Below are 16,688 nucleotides of genomic sequence, written 5' to 3' on the forward strand. Positions count from 1 at the left end.
CCTCCTCACCCCGGGCCTGAGTTCTGTCGGTGCCCGCCGCTAGGGTCACCGGAAACCCCGTGCGAAGGAGAGTGGATGACCGAGCCCGATGCGACGATGGCCAGGATCGGCCAAGGGATGGAGCTGGGCCAAAGCGGCGAGCGGGCAGCCGCCCGCCGACTCTTCTCCGAGCTGTGGGAGGAGATCGGGGTGACCGGTGATCCCCTGCACCGCTGTGCTCTCGCCCACTCGATGGCCGACGTCCAGGACGATGCGCACGAGGAACTGCTCTGGGACCTGCGGGCCCTGGAGGCGGCAGATCTGATCACCGACGCGCGGGCGCGGCAGGCGGGTGTCGCCGGTCCCGCGAGCGGGTTCTACCCCTCCCTGCACCTCAACCTCGGTGACGTCTACCGCAGGCTCGGCGACCTCGATCGTGCGCGCGACCACCTCCGGCGCGGACGCACCGCCGTCGACGCACTCGGTGACGACGGGTACGGGCAGATGATCAGGCAGGGTCTCGACCGCCTCGCCGACCGCCTGGCGACCTGAATCTCGTACGCGGTCGGCGTCTGAGGACCGAATAACCGGGGATCCTGTGAGGACGGGCCCGGCGGCCCACCTGGCCGCATGGGTCCGGGAACGCGCGAGCACCGCGGCGGTGCTTCTCGGGTCAGGAGGTCAGCAGTGACGCGTAACGGTCGAGGTCGACGTTTCCCCCGCTGACGATCACGCCGACCCGCTGCCCGCGCAACCGGGGGGCGAGGTTGCGGACGGCGGCGAAACCGAGGCATCCGGTGGGCTCGACGATCGTTTTCATGATGGATCCGAAGATCCTCATGCTCTCGACGAGTTCGGCGTCGGTGGCGGTGAGGATGTCGTTGACATCGCGGCGGATGATGTCGAACGGGTAGGTGCCCAGGTGCTGGGTCTGCGCGCCGTCGGCGATGGTCTTCGGGGTGTCGATGTGCACGATGGTGCCCTGGCGCAGTGATCGCCGGCCGTCGTCGCCCGCTTCGGGTTCGACGCCGTACAGCGTGCAGTCCGGTGACAGCGCCCGGGTCGACAGCGCCGTACCGGACAGCAACCCGCCGCCGCCCAGAGGTACGAAGAGCGCGTCGAGCTCACCGACCTCGTCGAAGAGTTCCTTGGCGGCGGTGCCCTGACCGGCGATCACGTGGGGGTGGTCATAGGGGGGGATCAGTGTGAGGCCGCGGTCGGCGGCCAGCGCGCGGCCGATCTCCTCCCGGTCCTCGGTGTAGCGGTCGTAGCGGACGACCTGCCCGCCGTAGCCCTCGGTGGCGGTCACCTTCGCGGCCGGCGCGTCGTGCGGCATGATGATCGTGGCCGGGATGTCCAGCAGCCGGGCGGCCAGGGCGACCGCCTGGGCGTGGTTGCCGGAGGAGTAGGTGATCACGCCGGAGCGCCGCTGCTCAGGGGTGAAGCGCGACAGGGCGTTGAACGCGCCGCGAAACTTGAACGCGCCCACACGCTGGAAGTTCTCGCACTTGAACACCACATCGGCACCGACGCGTTCGTTGATCAGTCGCGAGCGCAGCACCGGGGTGCGGTGGGCCTGTGACGCGATGCGGGCGGCGGCGCTCCGGACGTCGTCGTAGGTCGGCGACTGGGGCATCGGCTGGCTCTTCTCTGTTGGACACGGCTGGGGCCATGATCTCGACGGCCCGGGGCCTGGGTGATGCGTGTTCCTCCTGCAAAGGCAGGATCCTACCCAGGGCGTGGAAAGCGCCGCTGCCGCCTGTCGTGGTGACCGGCTTGCCCTGTCGAACGTATTTACCGAACCGCCTGCTCACCACTTAAACACGTTCTAATATTTCTTGGCGCACTCCGGGGGCGCCTCCACATGCTGAGCGCCGAACCGCTGCGCGATGTCGCCTCCACCATCCCGGCGAGGGACCAGACCAGAGGAGAACCGCATGATCGATGTCACCCGGCAGATCAGTGCCGTACGGCGGCAGGTCGGCAGCCGCGTGCTGGAGGCGGGTGAGGCGCGTGTCGTGACCGTCAGCCAGACGTACGACACCGAGATCGAAGACCTCTGGGACGCCTGCACCAACCCCGAGCGCATCCCCCGGTGGTTTCTGCCCATCTCCGGGGACCTGCGGCTCCATGGCCATTACCAGCTTCACGGCAACGCCGGCGGCAGGATCGAGCGCTGCGACCCGCCCAAGAGCTACGCCGCCACCTGGGAGTACGGCGGGGACGTCAGCTGGATCGAAGTCCGGCTGACGGCCGAGCCCGGGGGCGGGACGCGTTTCGAACTCGAACACATCGCTCATGTCGACGACAGGTGGGAGGAGTTCGGGCCCGGCGCGCTCGGTGTCGGCTGGGACCTGGGACTCATGGGCCTGGCCACCCATCTGTCGTCAGCGCAGGCCGTGGATCCGCAGGAGGCCGAGGCGTGGGCGGCGTCCGGCCAGGGCAGGCGGTTCATGGAACTCAGCAGCCTGGGGTGGTACGAGGCAGACGTCGCGGCGGGTGCGGACGAGGCCCGCGCGAAGGCCGCGGCGGATCGGGTCACGGCCGCCTACACTGCCCCGGCCGCTGAGGCGTCGAGCGAGTTCTGACGCACCGGCCGGCCGGGGGAGCCGGCGCACGGACGGCGAAAGCGGTCGAGATGGTCGTGGATCGATGCGCGCGGCGCGCGGTCCGGGCTAGCATCGGGTCGTCCGGCCTGAACCGGGACGGTGCGGGCCCGCTTCCTCGGCGGGCCCCGACAGGCGGCCGGTGCCGGGACCGCCCACGGATCGGGTCGTGGATCTGGTCGTGGGGTGCCCGGGCAGTCGGGTGGTGGGAGACGGAGCGATGAGGAGGAGAGCGGTGATCCGGCGCGACAGGCGGGCCGGATCCTTGGGCCGGAGGGATCCGGCAAGATCATGTAGAGCGTTGCGATTCTCTGTGTAGGTGGTGTTGTGGTGGCAGTCGGTACGATCCTCCGTTTCGACGAGGTGCGCGGATACGGTTTCATCGCCGCAGTCGGGGGAGGCGAGGATGTGTTCTTCCACGCCAACGACTTCGGTGAGAACCGGCATGTGGTTCAGCCGGGCCTCCGGGTGGAGTACGAGGTCATGGAGAGTGAGCGTGGCCTGAAGGTCTCGACGGTCAGCCTGGTGGACCCGCCGCCGGCGCGCCAGCCGGTCGCGGTGACGGCGCCGTCGGTGACGCCCTCCTCGGTCGCCTCCCCGCAGTTCGGCGACGACGACGGCGTGTGCGACGTGCTGTCGGCGAAGTCCTTCAGCGGCGTGGTCACCGAGTTGCTCATCGAGCACGCGCCCACGCTGACGGGCGCGCAGATCGGACAGGTCCGGCAGCATTTCCTGGCGTTCGCCCGATCCCATGGCTGGGTCGACGACTGACGCCTCTCGCGTGGGGCCCGCGCATCCTCCTGGACGCGCGGGCCGCGGTCGCTTCGGTCGCCGAACGAGAACCCGCCGATGCCGGTGGGCCGTCCTTCTCGTGCCGCGGGCTGAGCGGTGTGGCGGAGATCGTCAGGACACCGGTCCCGATGGGCGTCAGAAGGGCCGAGGCGTCTCCGTGGAGGGCTGTACGACCACCAGGGACCTGTCCACCGGGATGGCGGCGATCAGGCGCCGGGTCGCCTCGGCGTACCTGGACAGGACGACCACCTTGTTGATCTTCACGTCGACGTAGCGGACGCTTCCTCCGGTCGGGTGGTTCGGCAGTGACTCGTCGAGTTTCTGCTTGATCGCCCTGAGCTTCGCGAGCGACGCGGCAACGATCTTGGGCTGGGCGCCCGCCGCGACGATGCGGGGGACGTCGGCCGCGCGGGTGGTGGCCACCACCAGGGTCTCGGAGAGGATTCCCATCAGCCAGGCTCCACCGAAGCAGCCGCCGAGCATGTCGCGGAGCCTCGCTTCGACCACCGTCAGCCGGGCCTCGTTGCGCAGCCGGGTCTCGGCCTGTGCCCTGGTGAGACCGAAGTCGCGTTGGAGCGCTTCGATCACGCCCGGCGGTAGCTGTTTGATGGGATCGGGCGGTGGTTTCCGTTTCCCGGTGGACAAGGAGGCAAAGGCGCTCGCCTCCCGAACCGGGACGGCGGCCGGGACGACAGCCGGGACGGCCGACGAGGTAAGCGCGGTGAGCGTCAGAACGCACCCCGCGATGATGGTGTGCCTACGGGACATGAGCCTCTCCTCGACTCCGGCATCTCCGGACCTGAGGGGACCCCGCATCTGCGGCTGGTGACGCGACACGGGTGAGGCAACTCTAATTCAGCCGTCGCCGGTCACGGCCACGGGGGCCGGACGCCACGCGGATGGCGATTTCGAGCGGAGCCACCAGTCCGTTCCCGGGTCTTCCGTTCCGGGGCCGGCGCCGCCACGCCACGCCTGAACAGCGCGGATGCCTGCCTGGGGAGTCCGTTTCGCGCACACTGTGACTGATCTGTTGGAACAGGCCGGGGCTGCTGAGCTCTCGCTGATCGGTGTGGAGTGGTTCGATGAGCTTGTCCAGGCGTGAGATGGTCGCAGGGCTGAGTGTGCTGGCCGTTCCCCTCGCACCGCGGCCGACGGCCTCGCCCTCACCGGAGTCCCGATCGGCGGCCGCCGCCCTGCCGGTCGTTCCCGCCGGTACCGCTCCCGGGCGGCTCGCCCGGGACGAGGGCTTCTGGAGCGCTGTGGCGCGGCAGTATCGGGTCAGCCGGGACTTCGTCAACCTGGAGAACGGCTACTACGGGATCATGCCCGAGCCGGTGCGCCATGCTTACCACCGCAATACCGACCACCTCAACGAGGTGAGCTCCTACCTGCTGCGCAACACCTACAAAGGGCGGGCGGACCAGGTCAGGAAACGCATCGCGACCATGCTCGGGGTCTCCATGGAGGAGATCGCCCTCACCCGTGGCGGTACCGAGGCCCTCCAACTGCTGATCGCCGGCTATCTGCGGCTGCGTCCCGGCGATTCGGTGATGTACGCCGACCTGGACTACCACAGCATGCAGTACTCCATGAACTGGCTGCGCGACCGGCGTGGCGTCCAGGTGGAGCGGCTGGTCATTCCCGAGCCGGCGACCCGCCAGGCGGTGCTCGACGCCTACGCCCAGGCGTTCCGGGAGCATCCTCGGGTCAGGCTGCTGTTGCTCAGCCACATGAACAATCGCACCGGGCTGGTGGTGCCCGTGCGCGAGATCGTCGCGATGGCCCGCGAGCGGGGCATCGACGTGATCGTCGACGCCGCCCACTCCTGGGGACATTTGGATTTCACCATGGGCGACCTGGAGGCGGACTTCGCCGGGTTCTCCCTGCACAAGTGGATGGGCGTGCCGCTGGGGGCGGGGTTCCTCTACATCCGCAAGGATCGCCTGGCCGACATCGACGTCGCCTTCGCTGACGTGACCTTTCCGCGCGACGACATCCGCTCACGAGTGCACGCCGGCACCCTGAACGTCGCCCCCGTCCTGACCGCCGACGTCGCACTGGACTTCCACGACGCCCTGGGCGCCGCCGCCAAGCAGGCGCGGCTGCGCTTCCTGCGCGACCGCTGGGTGAGCCAGGTGCTCGACATCGACAACCTGGAGATCCTCACTCCAGAGGAGCCCGACATGTACGGCACGATCACCGCGTTCCGGATCACCGGACGTACCTCGGAAGCCGAGAACATCGCGATCGCCACCGACCTGATGAGGCGATACCGGATCTTCACCGTCAACCGGGGCGGCCCGGCCAGGGGCGACTGCGTGCGGGTGACACCGGCGCTCTTCACCAGCTGTGACGACGTCGACCTGCTGGCCGCGGCGGTGCGCGACATCGCGGGGCGGATGCGCGTCTGAAGGTCCTCGCGCTCCGGTACGCCGGGCACCGCCAACGCTTTCCCCCGCACCGTCGGCGAAGTCCTCCGGGCCGCTCCTTGAGCGCACTGACGGGTGCCCGGATCGGGCAGCTCGGGCGGCGTTTCCTGACGTTCGCCCGATGACGCCTGCCGCGGCGGGACGATCCCGGGTGGTGGGGCCCGCGCGTCCTGGCGGACGCGCGGGCCCCACCGGGTTCAGTTGCCGAACGAGAACCAGTTGAGGTTGACGAAGTCGGCGGGTTGCCCGCTGGTGAAGGTGATGTAGACCGTGTGGGTTCCGGTCACCGAGGCGATGTTGGCCGGGACCGTACGCCAGCTCTGCCAGCCGCCCGTGTTACCGATGGCGAAGTCGCCGATCGGAGCCGAGGTCAGGCTGTCGAGGCGTACCTGGACCAGCCCGCTGATCCCGCCGGCCGCCCCGGACGCGACGCGGGCCTTGAACTGGGTGGCCGCCGCGCCGCCGAAGTTGACTCCGTCGAAGCGCAGCCAGTCGCCATTGCCGATCTGCGCGACGTTCTGCCCGCCACCGGTGTCCGTGGTGGTCTCCAGCGACGTACCCGCCTGTGCCTGGTAGCGCTCGGCCTGGATGGTCGAGCGGGCGTCCACCCCACCCGGAGGGGGAGTGATCGTCGGGCTGGGACCGGAACCGGAGCCGCTCTGCCAGACGGCCACGTAGTCAACGAGCATCGGGCGGCCGGAGACCGTGGCCGCGGTCGGGGTCTGCCCGGCCAGCGCGTTGGGGAACGCCCCGCCCATGGCCACGTTGAGCAGGATGAAGTAGCCCTGGTGGCCGGTCATGTTGTTCCAGGTCCCGGCGTCGAACTGGGACTGGCTGACGCTGTGGAACTGCTGCCCGTCGACGTACCAGCGCAGCTGGTTCGGGGTGATGCTGCGGTCCCACTCGAAGCGGTAGGTGTGGAACGCCGACTGGCAGGAGGAACCGGGGCACGTCCGGCTGGCGCCGATGCCGGTGGTCTCGTTGCAGGGTCCGCCCGGGTTCACCCCGCAGTGGAGCACGCCCCAGACGGAGTTGATGCCGTTGACGTTCTCCATGATGTCGAACTCGCCGATGCCGGGCCAGTTCCAGTAGCTGCCGCGATACGGCGCGCCCAGTGCCCAGAAGGCGGGCCAGTAGCCCAGTGCGGCGTCACCGGTGACGTTGGGCATCTGGATACGGCCCTCGACGCGCAGGATGCGGCCGTCGGCGGGCTTGAAGTCCGAGCGGCGGGTCTCGATGCGGGCGGACGTCCACTCGCTGCCGCTCTTTATCGGGGTGATGCGCAGGTTTCCGCCGCCGTCGAGGCTCAGGTTGGCGGAACTGTCGGTGTAGCGCTGGATCTCACCGGTGCCCCAGTTGGCGGGGCCGCCCGGGTAGGCGTGGCCGGTGTCGACGATCCAGTTGGCGGAGGAGGGGAGTGACCCGGCACCGCCGGTGAAGTCGTCGCTCCAGACCAGGGACCAGCCGGAGGGGGTTGCCGGGACGGAGGCGTGGGCGGCGATGGCGATCATCATCGGCACCAGCGCGGCGACGATGACCGAGATCCATCCGAGAGAGCGCTTTCTTTCTGGGGGGTGGCTCATTCGGAACCTCTCACAAGGCGAACGAGGCGGACGGCCGAACATCGCTGCAGCATAAAGACCGATTAATACCACTGTTACGCGAAGGTTAAGCCAAGGTCAACACCCGAGTCGGAAAAAGCAAGAGAGCGCTCTCAGTACTTGTCCGCGATGTGCTCGGGCATCGCTTCGCGCTCCGGACGTGCCGCTCGCGCCGCCGGTTGACGTGCGGTGCCCTGCAGGGACCCGGGGGTCGCACGCCTTTTGTGCGGGGCGCGGCCACCTGGCGCCCCGGGGACATCCGGTCGATAGGTAAGCCTGACAACATTTCCGGATATTGCCTGACTCGAATATTTACTGTTAGGAAAGTTTCTTTTATATTTGAGTTCCCCCCCAGCAAAGGAGCAGTACATGCGCAGAACGGTCACCTTCCTCGCGACGGCGATCATCGCCATCGCCGCCACCGTGTTCATCGCCTCACCGGCCAGCGCGCACGGCTACATCTCGTCGCCGCCGAGCCGTCAGGCCATGTGCGCCCAGGGCCGCGTCTCCAACTGCGGCGACATCATCTACGAGCCGCAGAGCGTGGAGGGCCCCAAGGGCCTGCGAAACTGCCACGGAAACGTCGGCCGGTTCTCCCAGCTCAGCGACGAGAGCAAGAGCTGGCCGGCCACGAGTGTCGGCAACTCGGTCACCTTCAACTGGGTGCTGACCGCCCGCCACGCCACCAGCACCTGGGAGTACTACATCGGTAACACCCGGATCGCGATCTTCAACGACGGCGGCAGGCAGCCCGGCGCCACGGTCTCGCACAATGTGAGCCTGGGCGGCAGGACCGGCCGCCTGAAGGTTCTCGCGGTCTGGAACATCGCCGACACCGCCAACGCCTTCTACTCCTGCGTCGACCTGCAGCGCTGACCCATCCGACCCGCTCCCGCTCCCTCCGCGTCCCGCGCTCCGGTGGGGGCGGGTCCCGTCATCCTGGCCGCCGCTCGGGTTTCCCGCAGTAAGCGAGCGACCCGGCGGCGCCCTCCGGGGCCCTGCCCCGCCGGGCGGCGCGCAGGGCGTCGGCGAACCGGGGGAGATCCAGGTCGCCGGCCGGCAGGTCACCGATGACCACCGCGCGGGCACACCCGCGGAATACCTCGCTGAAAGCGGAATAGTAGGAATACGCCGGTCGTGATTCGGCCTTGCACACCCCCTGGTGGATCTTGTCGGCCAGTTCCTGGAGCATGAGGGCGGTGATCGTGGGGTCCTCACCGGGAGATCCGGCGGCGGCGCTGCCCGCCCCCGTCGCGGGGTTCGCCTCCGTCCCCGTCGTGCAGTCCTCTCTCCCGGACAGGCCCGTCGCCGTCTCGGCGGAGGGCGACGGCTGCTCCTCCAACAACTGCTTACAGGTGCGCGGGGTGCGCCGGTACTCCTCGTAGACGGATTTGAGCACGGGTGGATAGCCGCTGCAGGCGAACAGCCGTGCCTGGGCCTGATGCTCGGTCAGGAAGTCGATGAGCATCCGCGCCTTGTCCGGATTATCGGAGTACGCGGAGATCGCCAGGTTGAAACCGCCGAGGATGCCGACACCGGGCAGCGCGGCCAGGCCGAAGCGCAGACGCCGCTGGTCGTCGTACATCGAATTGTCCGTGGCCAGGCGGTGGAAGGCGAACGGCCAGTTACGCATGTAGCCCGTGTCCTCGTCGCGGAACGCCTGCAGACTGCTCTCCTCCGCGGAGTCCTTCGGGCTGCGCGCCAGGAGGCCCTCCTCGAAGGCATCGAAGGTGTCCTGCTTGGAGAAGTCCTCCGCGCCGTGCGCCAGGGTGCCGTTCCTCAGCAGCGTCTGCCAGCGGGCGAGCGTCTCACGTACCCGTTCGCCGTTGACCTCCTCGTCCAGTATGACCCGGTCACCATCGGTGATCCTCCCGCCGGCGGAGAAGATCGCCTCCATCAGGTTGACACTGCCGCCCTCGTAGTCACCGAGCTGCACGGCGTACCCGCCGTTCGCGGCGGCGTACTGCCAGAGCCGCTCCATCGTGTCGGGTACCGGCAGGCCCTGGCGGTAGAACAGCAGGGGCACGTCGGTGACGAAGGGCACCGTGTACTGGACGCCGTCCACCTGGCCGGTCTTCAGGACGTTGTCCAGGAAGAGGTCCGCCTGTCGCGGATCCAGAGGATACGGACGGATGTAACCACTCCGGGCGAATTCGGTGGTCCAGGCGACGTCCACCGAGAGCACGTCATAGGCGCAGCTTCCCAGCCGGGACCGGCCCGCCATCTCGGCCCGCTGCTCGTCGGTGGGGTCGGCCACCTCGACCAGCACGACCTGGGTGGTGTGCGTGTGGTTCCACTCCTCGATCAGGTCGCGGCGGAAGCTGCCCGCGGTGATGTCGGCGCCGGTCGCCACGGTGAGCCGGTTCGGCCCCCCGCAGTCGGTGTGGTCCCCGACGGGGAACGAGGGTGTCCGCGCGGTGAGGGAGATGAGTACGGAGGCCAGCACCAGCCCCACCGCCACCCCGGCACCGCCCCAGCGGTACTGGCCGGCGTTCAACCGGCGAAGCGCGGCGGACAGGCGTGTGTGAAGGATGAGAGGTCCCGGGACGGAGGTCACGGCCGGTCCTTTCCTCGCAGGCTGGAGATGACATGCCGTAGTGCCTGCTGCATGTCGGGTCCCGCTTCCACGCACTCGCGGTATTTCCCCTCACGTGGGGGAGAGCGGTCGCAGCCGTTGTCACCGAGAGCCAGGACGTAGAGGGCGCTGACGTTGGGCGCGCGGGCGAGCGTCGCGCCGATGCTCGCTCCCGTCGGCTCGTCGTTGAAGACGCCCCCGTCGGTCACGACGACGAGGGCGCGCCCCGGGGCTCCGGAACGCCCGTTCAGGTTCATGATCATGTCTGATATGGGGGCGTCGGAGCCTTCGGCCTTCGTGCCGGCGACCATTCTGGTCAGACTGTCGAACTGGGCACGGCCCACAGCCGGATGGAGTCTCCTGACCAGGCTCTCGCCCCTGACCGTGGAAAAGGAGCTCAGCGTGAAATCGTCGCGCGGGGTGATCAACGGCTTGATCCCGGGGAAGGTCTCACGCAGCTGGGTGAGCAGGGAACGGGGCGGCTCGGCCATCGAGCCGGACACGTCAAGGGCTATCTCGGCGTCGACGCGGGGCAGCAGGGCGAGGAACCGGCCGCGGGCTATCCGCAGCTCCCGCGGATCGCGCATGGCCGTCTCCTGGCCGGGACCCGCGTTGAAGAGCGGGTGGGCGACCAGCCAGCCGCGGAGCAGGCGGAGCGCCGCGTCGCGCTCCGCGTTCCGCTCGTTCGGCCAGCCGATGGTGACGAACGGGTAGTCCAGCCTGGAAAGTCCGGGGGAGAGGAACGCCTGGAGCTTGGTCTTCCCACTCGGAGCCCCCTCCGGGCAGTGGGGGTCGTTGAACCGCCCGTCGTTGTACTCCCTCAGGCTGTGCAACGGGACCACCAGGGCAGGGCTCTGATCGAGTTCCTCGTCGTCGTTCTCGCGGCTTGCGATCCTGACCCGGCAGAGCAGGGAGCTGACGCTCTCGGCGACGAGGTCGCGCTGCTCCCACCCCACGGCACTGCTCAGGGGCAGCAGATCGAAGACCACGACGAGTCCGGCAGTGGAGAGTTCGGGCTGCGGGTAGTTCACCGGCATGGCGAACTTCGACCGGATCACCTCCCACAGGACACGCAGACTGTGGCTGTTGGGCGGCCCCGGGGGGAGTTCCTTCCTGACCTTCTCGGCGCGCCCGCTGATCATGCCGATCACCAGCCGGTCGGACGCGACCGACGGGCCGATGTCGAGTGCGGCGCCGCCCGGTCCCACATCGTTGGCGACGAGTTCGGCCTCGCCGGTGCTGGTGGCGACCCAGGCATCGGCCCGGGGGCCGTACAGCCGGCGAAACGGCTCGTCACCCTCCTGCCGGGCGTCGTCGCGATACCAGTTGTCGCCGAAGGCATAGGTCAACTCGTCGATTGAGGGCGCCACTCCCACCGAGATCGCGTAAGGGGCGCAGCCGTTCACCAGTTTCTCCCGGGTGAATCGGGCGATGCTCTCGCGCAGGACGGTCATGTTCTCCGGAGCGGTGACGACGCGCAACTCCAGCGGCCGATCGCAGTCGGGAGGCCAGATCCGGTGGCTCAGCCATGTTCCGCCCTGGACGACACCCCAGGGGACGGTGACGACCGCGGCGCCGAGCAGGACCCCGAGGTAGCCGGTGGAGAGCCGCGCCGCGAACCGTTCCAGCCGCCGGTGTCTCCGCCTCGGCGGCCGCTCCCCGCCGCCCGGTACGGACCTGCCGCCGGTACGGCGGCGCACGACGGCCGCCCCCACCGGTTCGAGCCACCGGCGGAGTCGGCGGGCGAAGCCTCCCATCGTCAGCAGGGCGGCCAGGGCCAGGCCGATCAGCGCGCAGACGAGCAGAACGAGGCCCGGGCCAAGGGCCCGCACACTGTCGGTCAGCGCCGCGAACAGGGCCGTGACACCACCGCTGATCAGGGCGGTCGCGGCGATCTCCCGGAGTTTCACCGAGGGGACACCGGGCGGGTCGGCATCCGGTTCCGGCGAGCTGTCGCCAGCCGGAGGTGGGGTGGAACCAGACATGGAGATCACTGCCTGTTCGACGATGTGAACGACGAGGTTTCAAACAGTTGAATCGCAGCCGGGGCGGTCCGAACAGTGCGCTGCCCGGGACTGCGGCCGCACCTCGCGAAGCGCCGAGAGACAGGGGACAAGGAAGCGATGTTTTGAAGACGGTGACCTGAGACGGGTCGGAGAAGGCTTTTCCCGGCTCGGTCCGCCCCCGTCTGGACTGGCCTGGATTGACTAATATCCTAAGCCGCCAAAGCGTTGGGTGCGACAGACACCGTTATTTCATTATCTTTTCTGACAGCCCTAAATACCGATTCGGGCAGGTAGCTTTCTGGTTCGCTTATGGGGTCATCTGGTGACAGGGGGACCGTGGTGGCGGATTGTCGTTCGTGTCCCAGGTGCTGCGACTCCCGGGGGCCGACTCGTTCGCTGCCAGGCCCAGCGGGGGTGCCCCGAGCCGATCGCGCCGCCGTGGGGGAAGACCCTCGTCGAATATGAAGTGGAATGGCCGGCATCGACTTTGTGGGCATAGCGCCCCAAAGCGTGCAACCTGGATTTCCGAGCGCGCTTTAATTGCCTGAACCTCGGTGATTCAACTCGGCGGCAATGGGGAACAGATATCGTGCGTTCAGGGTTCCCGGCGCCCATCTGGGCAGGGTCGGCACTGTCGAGGTGATCGTTGGCTCGTCGCACAAAAAAATTCGCCGATATGGCCACGGCGCTTCTGGTAATTGTTGGAATTCTGGTCGGGCTGCCAATTGGAATGGCCGGAGAATATCTTCCGGAAACGGTGGCCGAGAACCGGATCGCCTGGGTCGCGATTTTCGGGTTGACCGCTTTCCTTACGGTCCTGCCGACTCGGCTGACGCCGGAACTGATGAAGTCGCGTGCTCACGGCGGGCTCTTCCAGGTGCCCGAGAGAAGGGCGGGGTGGGTCCGCAGAACCGAGCTGGACGACGTGGTCTCCACCCTGACGATGAGAGGCTCGGGAACGGTCGGCCTGACCACCGGCATCGCCGGGGCGGGCGGTTTCGGTAAGACGTCCCTGGCCGTGGAGGCGTGTCACAGCGGCGAGGTGGGGAAGCGGTTCAAGGGCGGCGTCATCTGGGTCACCGTGGGTCGCGACCGTACCGGTGTCGACATCGCGGCGCTGGCCAACGACGTCACGGAGGCCGTGACGGGCACCCGGCCGGAGTTCTCCAGCCCGGAGCAGGCCGGCCACCGGATGGCCGAGGTCCTGGCGGAGCGGGGCCAGATGCTGCTGGTGGTCGACGACGTGTGGAGCCTGTCACAGCTGAGCCCCTTCCTGGCCGCGGCGGTGCGGTCCCGGGTGCTGGTGACGACCCGCCTGCCCAGAGCCCTTCCCCCGAACGCGATCGCGATGATCGTCGATGAGATGGCGCCGCGGGTGGCCGTCCAGTTGCTGAGCCGTGGGCTACCACCGATGAACCCCGGCGTCGTCAACAGCCTGATGGGCCTGACGGGAAGATGGCCGCTGCTACTGGACCTCGTCAACGCGCGTCTGCGTGACGAGTACGGCGGCGGGGTGAACGCCGACGTCGCCGCCCGCCGGGCGGTCGAGCGGCTCGGCCGGACCGGACCCGCCGCCCTGGACGTCACCATTCCCCGCCGGCGGGAGACCGCGGTACGCGTGACGGTCGAGCACAGCCTTGAGGCTCTCGGCGTGTTCGACCGTGCCCGCTTCCTTGAGCTGGGCGTCTTTCCGCAGGACGCCGACATACCGGTCGGCATCGTCGAGCTTCTCTGGCGCGCCACCGCCGGACTCACCCCCGAGCAGACCGAGCGCCTGTGCGCGAGGCTGCACGACCTATCACTGATCAGCAGGCACGAGACGGAGGGAGAGGTGCCGTCGGTCACGATCCACGACGTCATCCGTGCACACCTCCGTTCGGAGTACGGGCTGGGGAGAGAGCGCGTCGAGGCGGTCAACCGCGACTTCCTCGACGGGGCCCGCAACCTGATACCCGACGACGACCTCGCGGCGGACGCCGAATGGTGGAGACTGCCCAGGGAGGTGCCCTACCTCTGGGACCATCTGCTGTTCCACCTCGCCGAGGGGAGAAGGCATCGGGAGCTGGAGTCGCTCCTGCACGACGTGCGATGGTTCGTCACCCGGATACGAGCCTTCGGGGTGGCCGCGGCGGAGTCGGATCTGATGCTGTCGACCTCCCGCTCCGTCGCCGGGATCCGGCAACTGATCGCCCGGAGCGCACACCTGCTCACCCCCTTCGAATCGGATGCCGTCTCCACCGCGAACCTGCTGGCCCGCCTGTACGCGTTCCCGCCGATGCGGGCGTCGATCGAGCGCTACAGCCAGGAGACCGAGACCCCCTTCCTGAGAGCCCGCTGGCCGCTGCCCGACATCGGCGCCACCTGCCTGCTGGGAACGCTGACCTCGACGACGAAACGGCTGAGGGACGTTTCGATCACACCGGACGGATCGAGATTCGTCGTCCACGGCCACGACGGTGTGCAGATATGGAAGACCGACGGCACTACCCGGACAACGCTGGCCACTCACCGAAAGCCGGTTCACGAGGTCGCCGCCGCGCCGGACGGTTCGTGGCTGGCGACCCGTTCCGGGCGCCGGAGAGTGCAGGTCTGGGGAATCGACGGCACCCAGAGAGCGATCCTGGAGAACGGCGTCGGCAGGCTCGCCGGGATGGTGGCCGCGCCGGACGCCTCGTGGCTGGCGACCCTCTCCACGCGGGGAAGAGTCGTTCTGTGGAACGCCGAAGGGAGCAGGCGTGCCGTACTGAAGAGCGGGGTCGGCAGGCTCGCCGGGATGGTGGCCGCGCCGGACGCCTCGTGGCTGGCCACCTTCTCCACGCGGGGAAGAGTCGCCCTGTGGACCCCCGAAGGGAGGAAGCAGCTGACCCTCAGGAGCCCGGTCAGGGTGAGGACCAAGCCGCGAACCCTGAGGGACACCCTGCTGATGCGCGGCTGGAACCAGGAGAACGAGAAGGTCTCCGGCCGGAACAGGCCGATACGCGAGGTCTCCAAGATGGCCGTCTCGCCGGACGGCGGCTGGCTGGCGACCCTCTCCGGAGACGGGAGCGTGCGTCTGTGGGGAGTCGGCGGCGACGAGCGAGCCGTCCTGACGGGACACATCGGAGCGGCCCCCGGGATCCGCATCGCCCCTGACGGCAGTTGGCTGGTCACCTGGACGTCCACCGGCTCGGTCCGGCTGTGGGAGTCCGATGGCCGGCAGCGGGCCGTTCTGTCCGGGCATGCCGGGGTGGTGCGTCAGGTGGTGATCGCCCCGGACGGCAGCTGGCTGGCGACCCTCTCCGAGGATCGGAGTGTGCGGCTGTGGGAGTCCGACGGCCGGCAGCGGGCCGTTCTGTCCGGGCATGCCGGGGTGGTGCGTCAGGTGGTGATCGCTCCTGACAGCAGCTGGCTGGCGACCCTCTCCGGAGAGCAGAGCGTGCGGCTGTGGGAGTCTGACGGCAGCGAACGGGCGGCTCTGTCCGGGCATGCCGGGGTGGTGCGTCAGGTGGTGATCGCTCCTGACAGCAGCTGGCTGGCCGTCTGCTCGCAGGACGGGGAGATCCGGATCTGGCAGTCGGAGCGCTCTGGGCGGCAGAGCCGCAGGGGCCGGACCGGGATGGTGCACGAGGTGACCATCTCCCCCGAGGGAAACTGGATCGCCACCCACTCCGGTGACGGCTCGGTGAAGCTCTGGAACGAGGACAGGATAGAAGGAGCGACCCTCACCGTTCCCATCGAGACCAGTCACTACGGCGCGGTCTCGCCGGACAAGACGTGGCTGGCCGTCTGGTCCGGTGATCACATGATCCGGATACGCGGAGCCGGTGGCCGCAGGAGGGCCATTCCGACGGGGCACACCGGGCGTGTGCGGGGAGTGGCGATCGCCCCCGACAGCACCTGGCTGGCCACCTGGTCGGCCGACAGGACCGTACGGCTCTGGGGTGCGGGCGGCAGCAGGAGGGCGGTGCTGACCGGTCACACCGGGCCGGTACGCGAGGTGGTGATCGCCCCCGACAGCACCTGGCTGGCCACCTGCTCCGAGGACGGCACCGCGCGTATCTGGTGGGCCGACGGCACCGAGCGGGCGGTGCTGGTCGCGAACATCCGGGCGACCGCGCACATCCTCATCTCACCGGACGGCGCCTGGCTCGCGACCCTGTCCATCTACGGAAAAATCCAACTCTGGAAACCGGACGGCAGCAGGTACGCCACCCTGAGAAGCAGGGTGGAGGCCATAGGCGAGATCACCGTCGCCCCCAACGGCAGGTGGTTCGCCATCGTCTCGGTCAACGGAACGGCGGGCCTGTGGGGAGCCGACGGAAAGGCGCGGGCCTCGCTCAAGGGATGTCCGGGAGCGGCCCGGCAGGTGGTGATCGCCCCCGACGGCACCTGGCTGGCCGCCTGCTTCGAGGACGGCACCGCGCGCGTCTGGTCGGCCGGTGGCAGGGATCGGGCGACGCTGCCCGCGCACTCGGGAAGGATCCGCGGCGTGGCCATCTCCCCGGACAGCAACCTGCTCGCCACCTGCTCGGACGACGGAACCATCCGGCTGTGGGACAGGTACGGAGAGTCGGCGGGCGCCGGAGCCAGGGTCGACGCCGGCCTCAACTGCCTGGCCTGGTTCCCCAACGGCTTCGGCCTGGCCGCCGGGGGAGACCAGGGCTTGTACGGCTTCGATCTCTACCCGCCCCCCGCCTGAACCGAAGGCGGAGGCGTGCGGA

Annotated in this window: 11 protein-coding genes; 6 read left to right on the forward strand and 5 right to left on the reverse strand. The window is 68.8% G+C overall.

Going from position 1 to position 16,688, the window contains the following annotated elements; translation table 11 throughout:
- The first annotated feature begins 75 nt into the window (after nucleotides 1-75).
- Nucleotides 76-531: an NUDIX hydrolase gene (locus IG98_RS0110915; protein ID WP_030909394.1), complete on the forward strand. Its 456-nt coding sequence runs from the start codon at nucleotides 76-78 to the stop codon at nucleotides 529-531.
- A gap of 121 nt (nucleotides 532-652) precedes the next feature.
- On the opposite strand, the gene IG98_RS0110920 is transcribed toward IG98_RS0110915, so the two are convergent.
- The gene (locus IG98_RS0110920) at nucleotides 653-1,615 is read right to left on the reverse strand and encodes a threo-3-hydroxy-L-aspartate ammonia-lyase (RefSeq protein WP_030909397.1); all 963 of its coding nucleotides are present in this window, start codon (nucleotides 1,613-1,615) and stop codon (nucleotides 653-655) included.
- Between the two features lie 301 nt (nucleotides 1,616-1,916).
- Here IG98_RS0110920 and IG98_RS0110925 point away from each other — a divergent pair, with 301 nt between their 5' ends.
- Together IG98_RS0110925 and IG98_RS0110930 are read left to right on the forward strand one after the other, a co-directional pair.
- Nucleotides 1,917-2,567 carry an SRPBCC family protein gene (locus IG98_RS0110925; RefSeq protein WP_030909400.1) on the forward strand — a complete coding sequence of 217 codons (651 nt, stop codon included), beginning with the start codon at nucleotides 1,917-1,919 and terminating at the stop codon, nucleotides 2,565-2,567.
- A gap of 348 nt (nucleotides 2,568-2,915) precedes the next feature.
- Entirely contained in the window at nucleotides 2,916-3,356 is a 441-nt protein-coding gene (locus tag IG98_RS0110930; protein ID WP_157594268.1) for a cold shock domain-containing protein, read from the forward strand.
- A gap of 156 nt (nucleotides 3,357-3,512) precedes the next feature.
- Here the strand turns inward: IG98_RS0110930 and IG98_RS0110935 are convergent, their stop codons facing one another.
- Nucleotides 3,513-4,145: a S1 family peptidase gene (locus IG98_RS0110935; RefSeq protein ID WP_030909408.1), complete on the reverse strand. Its 633-nt coding sequence runs from the start codon at nucleotides 4,143-4,145 to the stop codon at nucleotides 3,513-3,515.
- Between the two features lie 314 nt (nucleotides 4,146-4,459).
- Here IG98_RS0110935 and IG98_RS0110945 point away from each other — a divergent pair, with 314 nt between their 5' ends.
- Complete coding sequence (locus tag IG98_RS0110945) at nucleotides 4,460-5,788, forward strand: aminotransferase class V-fold PLP-dependent enzyme (protein ID WP_030909411.1); 1,329 nt, start codon at nucleotides 4,460-4,462, stop codon at nucleotides 5,786-5,788.
- A 215-nt stretch (nucleotides 5,789-6,003) separates the two neighbouring features.
- Here the strand turns inward: IG98_RS0110945 and IG98_RS0110950 are convergent, their stop codons facing one another.
- Complete coding sequence (locus tag IG98_RS0110950) at nucleotides 6,004-7,389, reverse strand: glycoside hydrolase family 16 protein (RefSeq protein ID WP_030909414.1); 1,386 nt, start codon at nucleotides 7,387-7,389, stop codon at nucleotides 6,004-6,006.
- A 387-nt stretch (nucleotides 7,390-7,776) separates the two neighbouring features.
- On the opposite strand from IG98_RS0110950, the gene IG98_RS0110955 reads away from it, so the two are divergent.
- Entirely contained in the window at nucleotides 7,777-8,283 is a 507-nt protein-coding gene (locus IG98_RS0110955; protein ID WP_051751962.1) for a lytic polysaccharide monooxygenase auxiliary activity family 9 protein, read from the forward strand.
- Between the two features lie 58 nt (nucleotides 8,284-8,341).
- On the opposite strand, the gene IG98_RS0110960 is transcribed toward IG98_RS0110955, so the two are convergent.
- The gene (locus IG98_RS0110960; RefSeq protein ID WP_030909420.1) at nucleotides 8,342-9,964 is read right to left on the reverse strand and encodes an extracellular solute-binding protein; all 1,623 of its coding nucleotides are present in this window, start codon (nucleotides 9,962-9,964) and stop codon (nucleotides 8,342-8,344) included.
- Nucleotides 9,961-11,967: a vWA domain-containing protein gene (locus IG98_RS0110965; protein WP_157594269.1), complete on the reverse strand. Its 2,007-nt coding sequence runs from the start codon at nucleotides 11,965-11,967 to the stop codon at nucleotides 9,961-9,963. The genes IG98_RS0110960 and IG98_RS0110965 overlap by 4 nt, the downstream gene beginning before the upstream one ends.
- Nucleotides 11,968-12,784: 817 nt before the next feature.
- Between IG98_RS0110965 and IG98_RS0110970 the strand changes: the two genes are divergently transcribed.
- Nucleotides 12,785-16,666, forward strand: a complete 3,882-nt coding sequence (locus IG98_RS0110970) for an NB-ARC domain-containing protein (RefSeq protein ID WP_169750101.1) — start codon at nucleotides 12,785-12,787, stop codon at nucleotides 16,664-16,666.
- Nucleotides 16,667-16,688: the final 22 nt, after the last annotated feature.

Source organism: Streptosporangium amethystogenes (assembly GCF_000721075.1).
Taxonomy (GTDB): Bacteria; Actinomycetota; Actinomycetes; order Streptosporangiales; family Streptosporangiaceae; genus Streptosporangium; species Streptosporangium amethystogenes.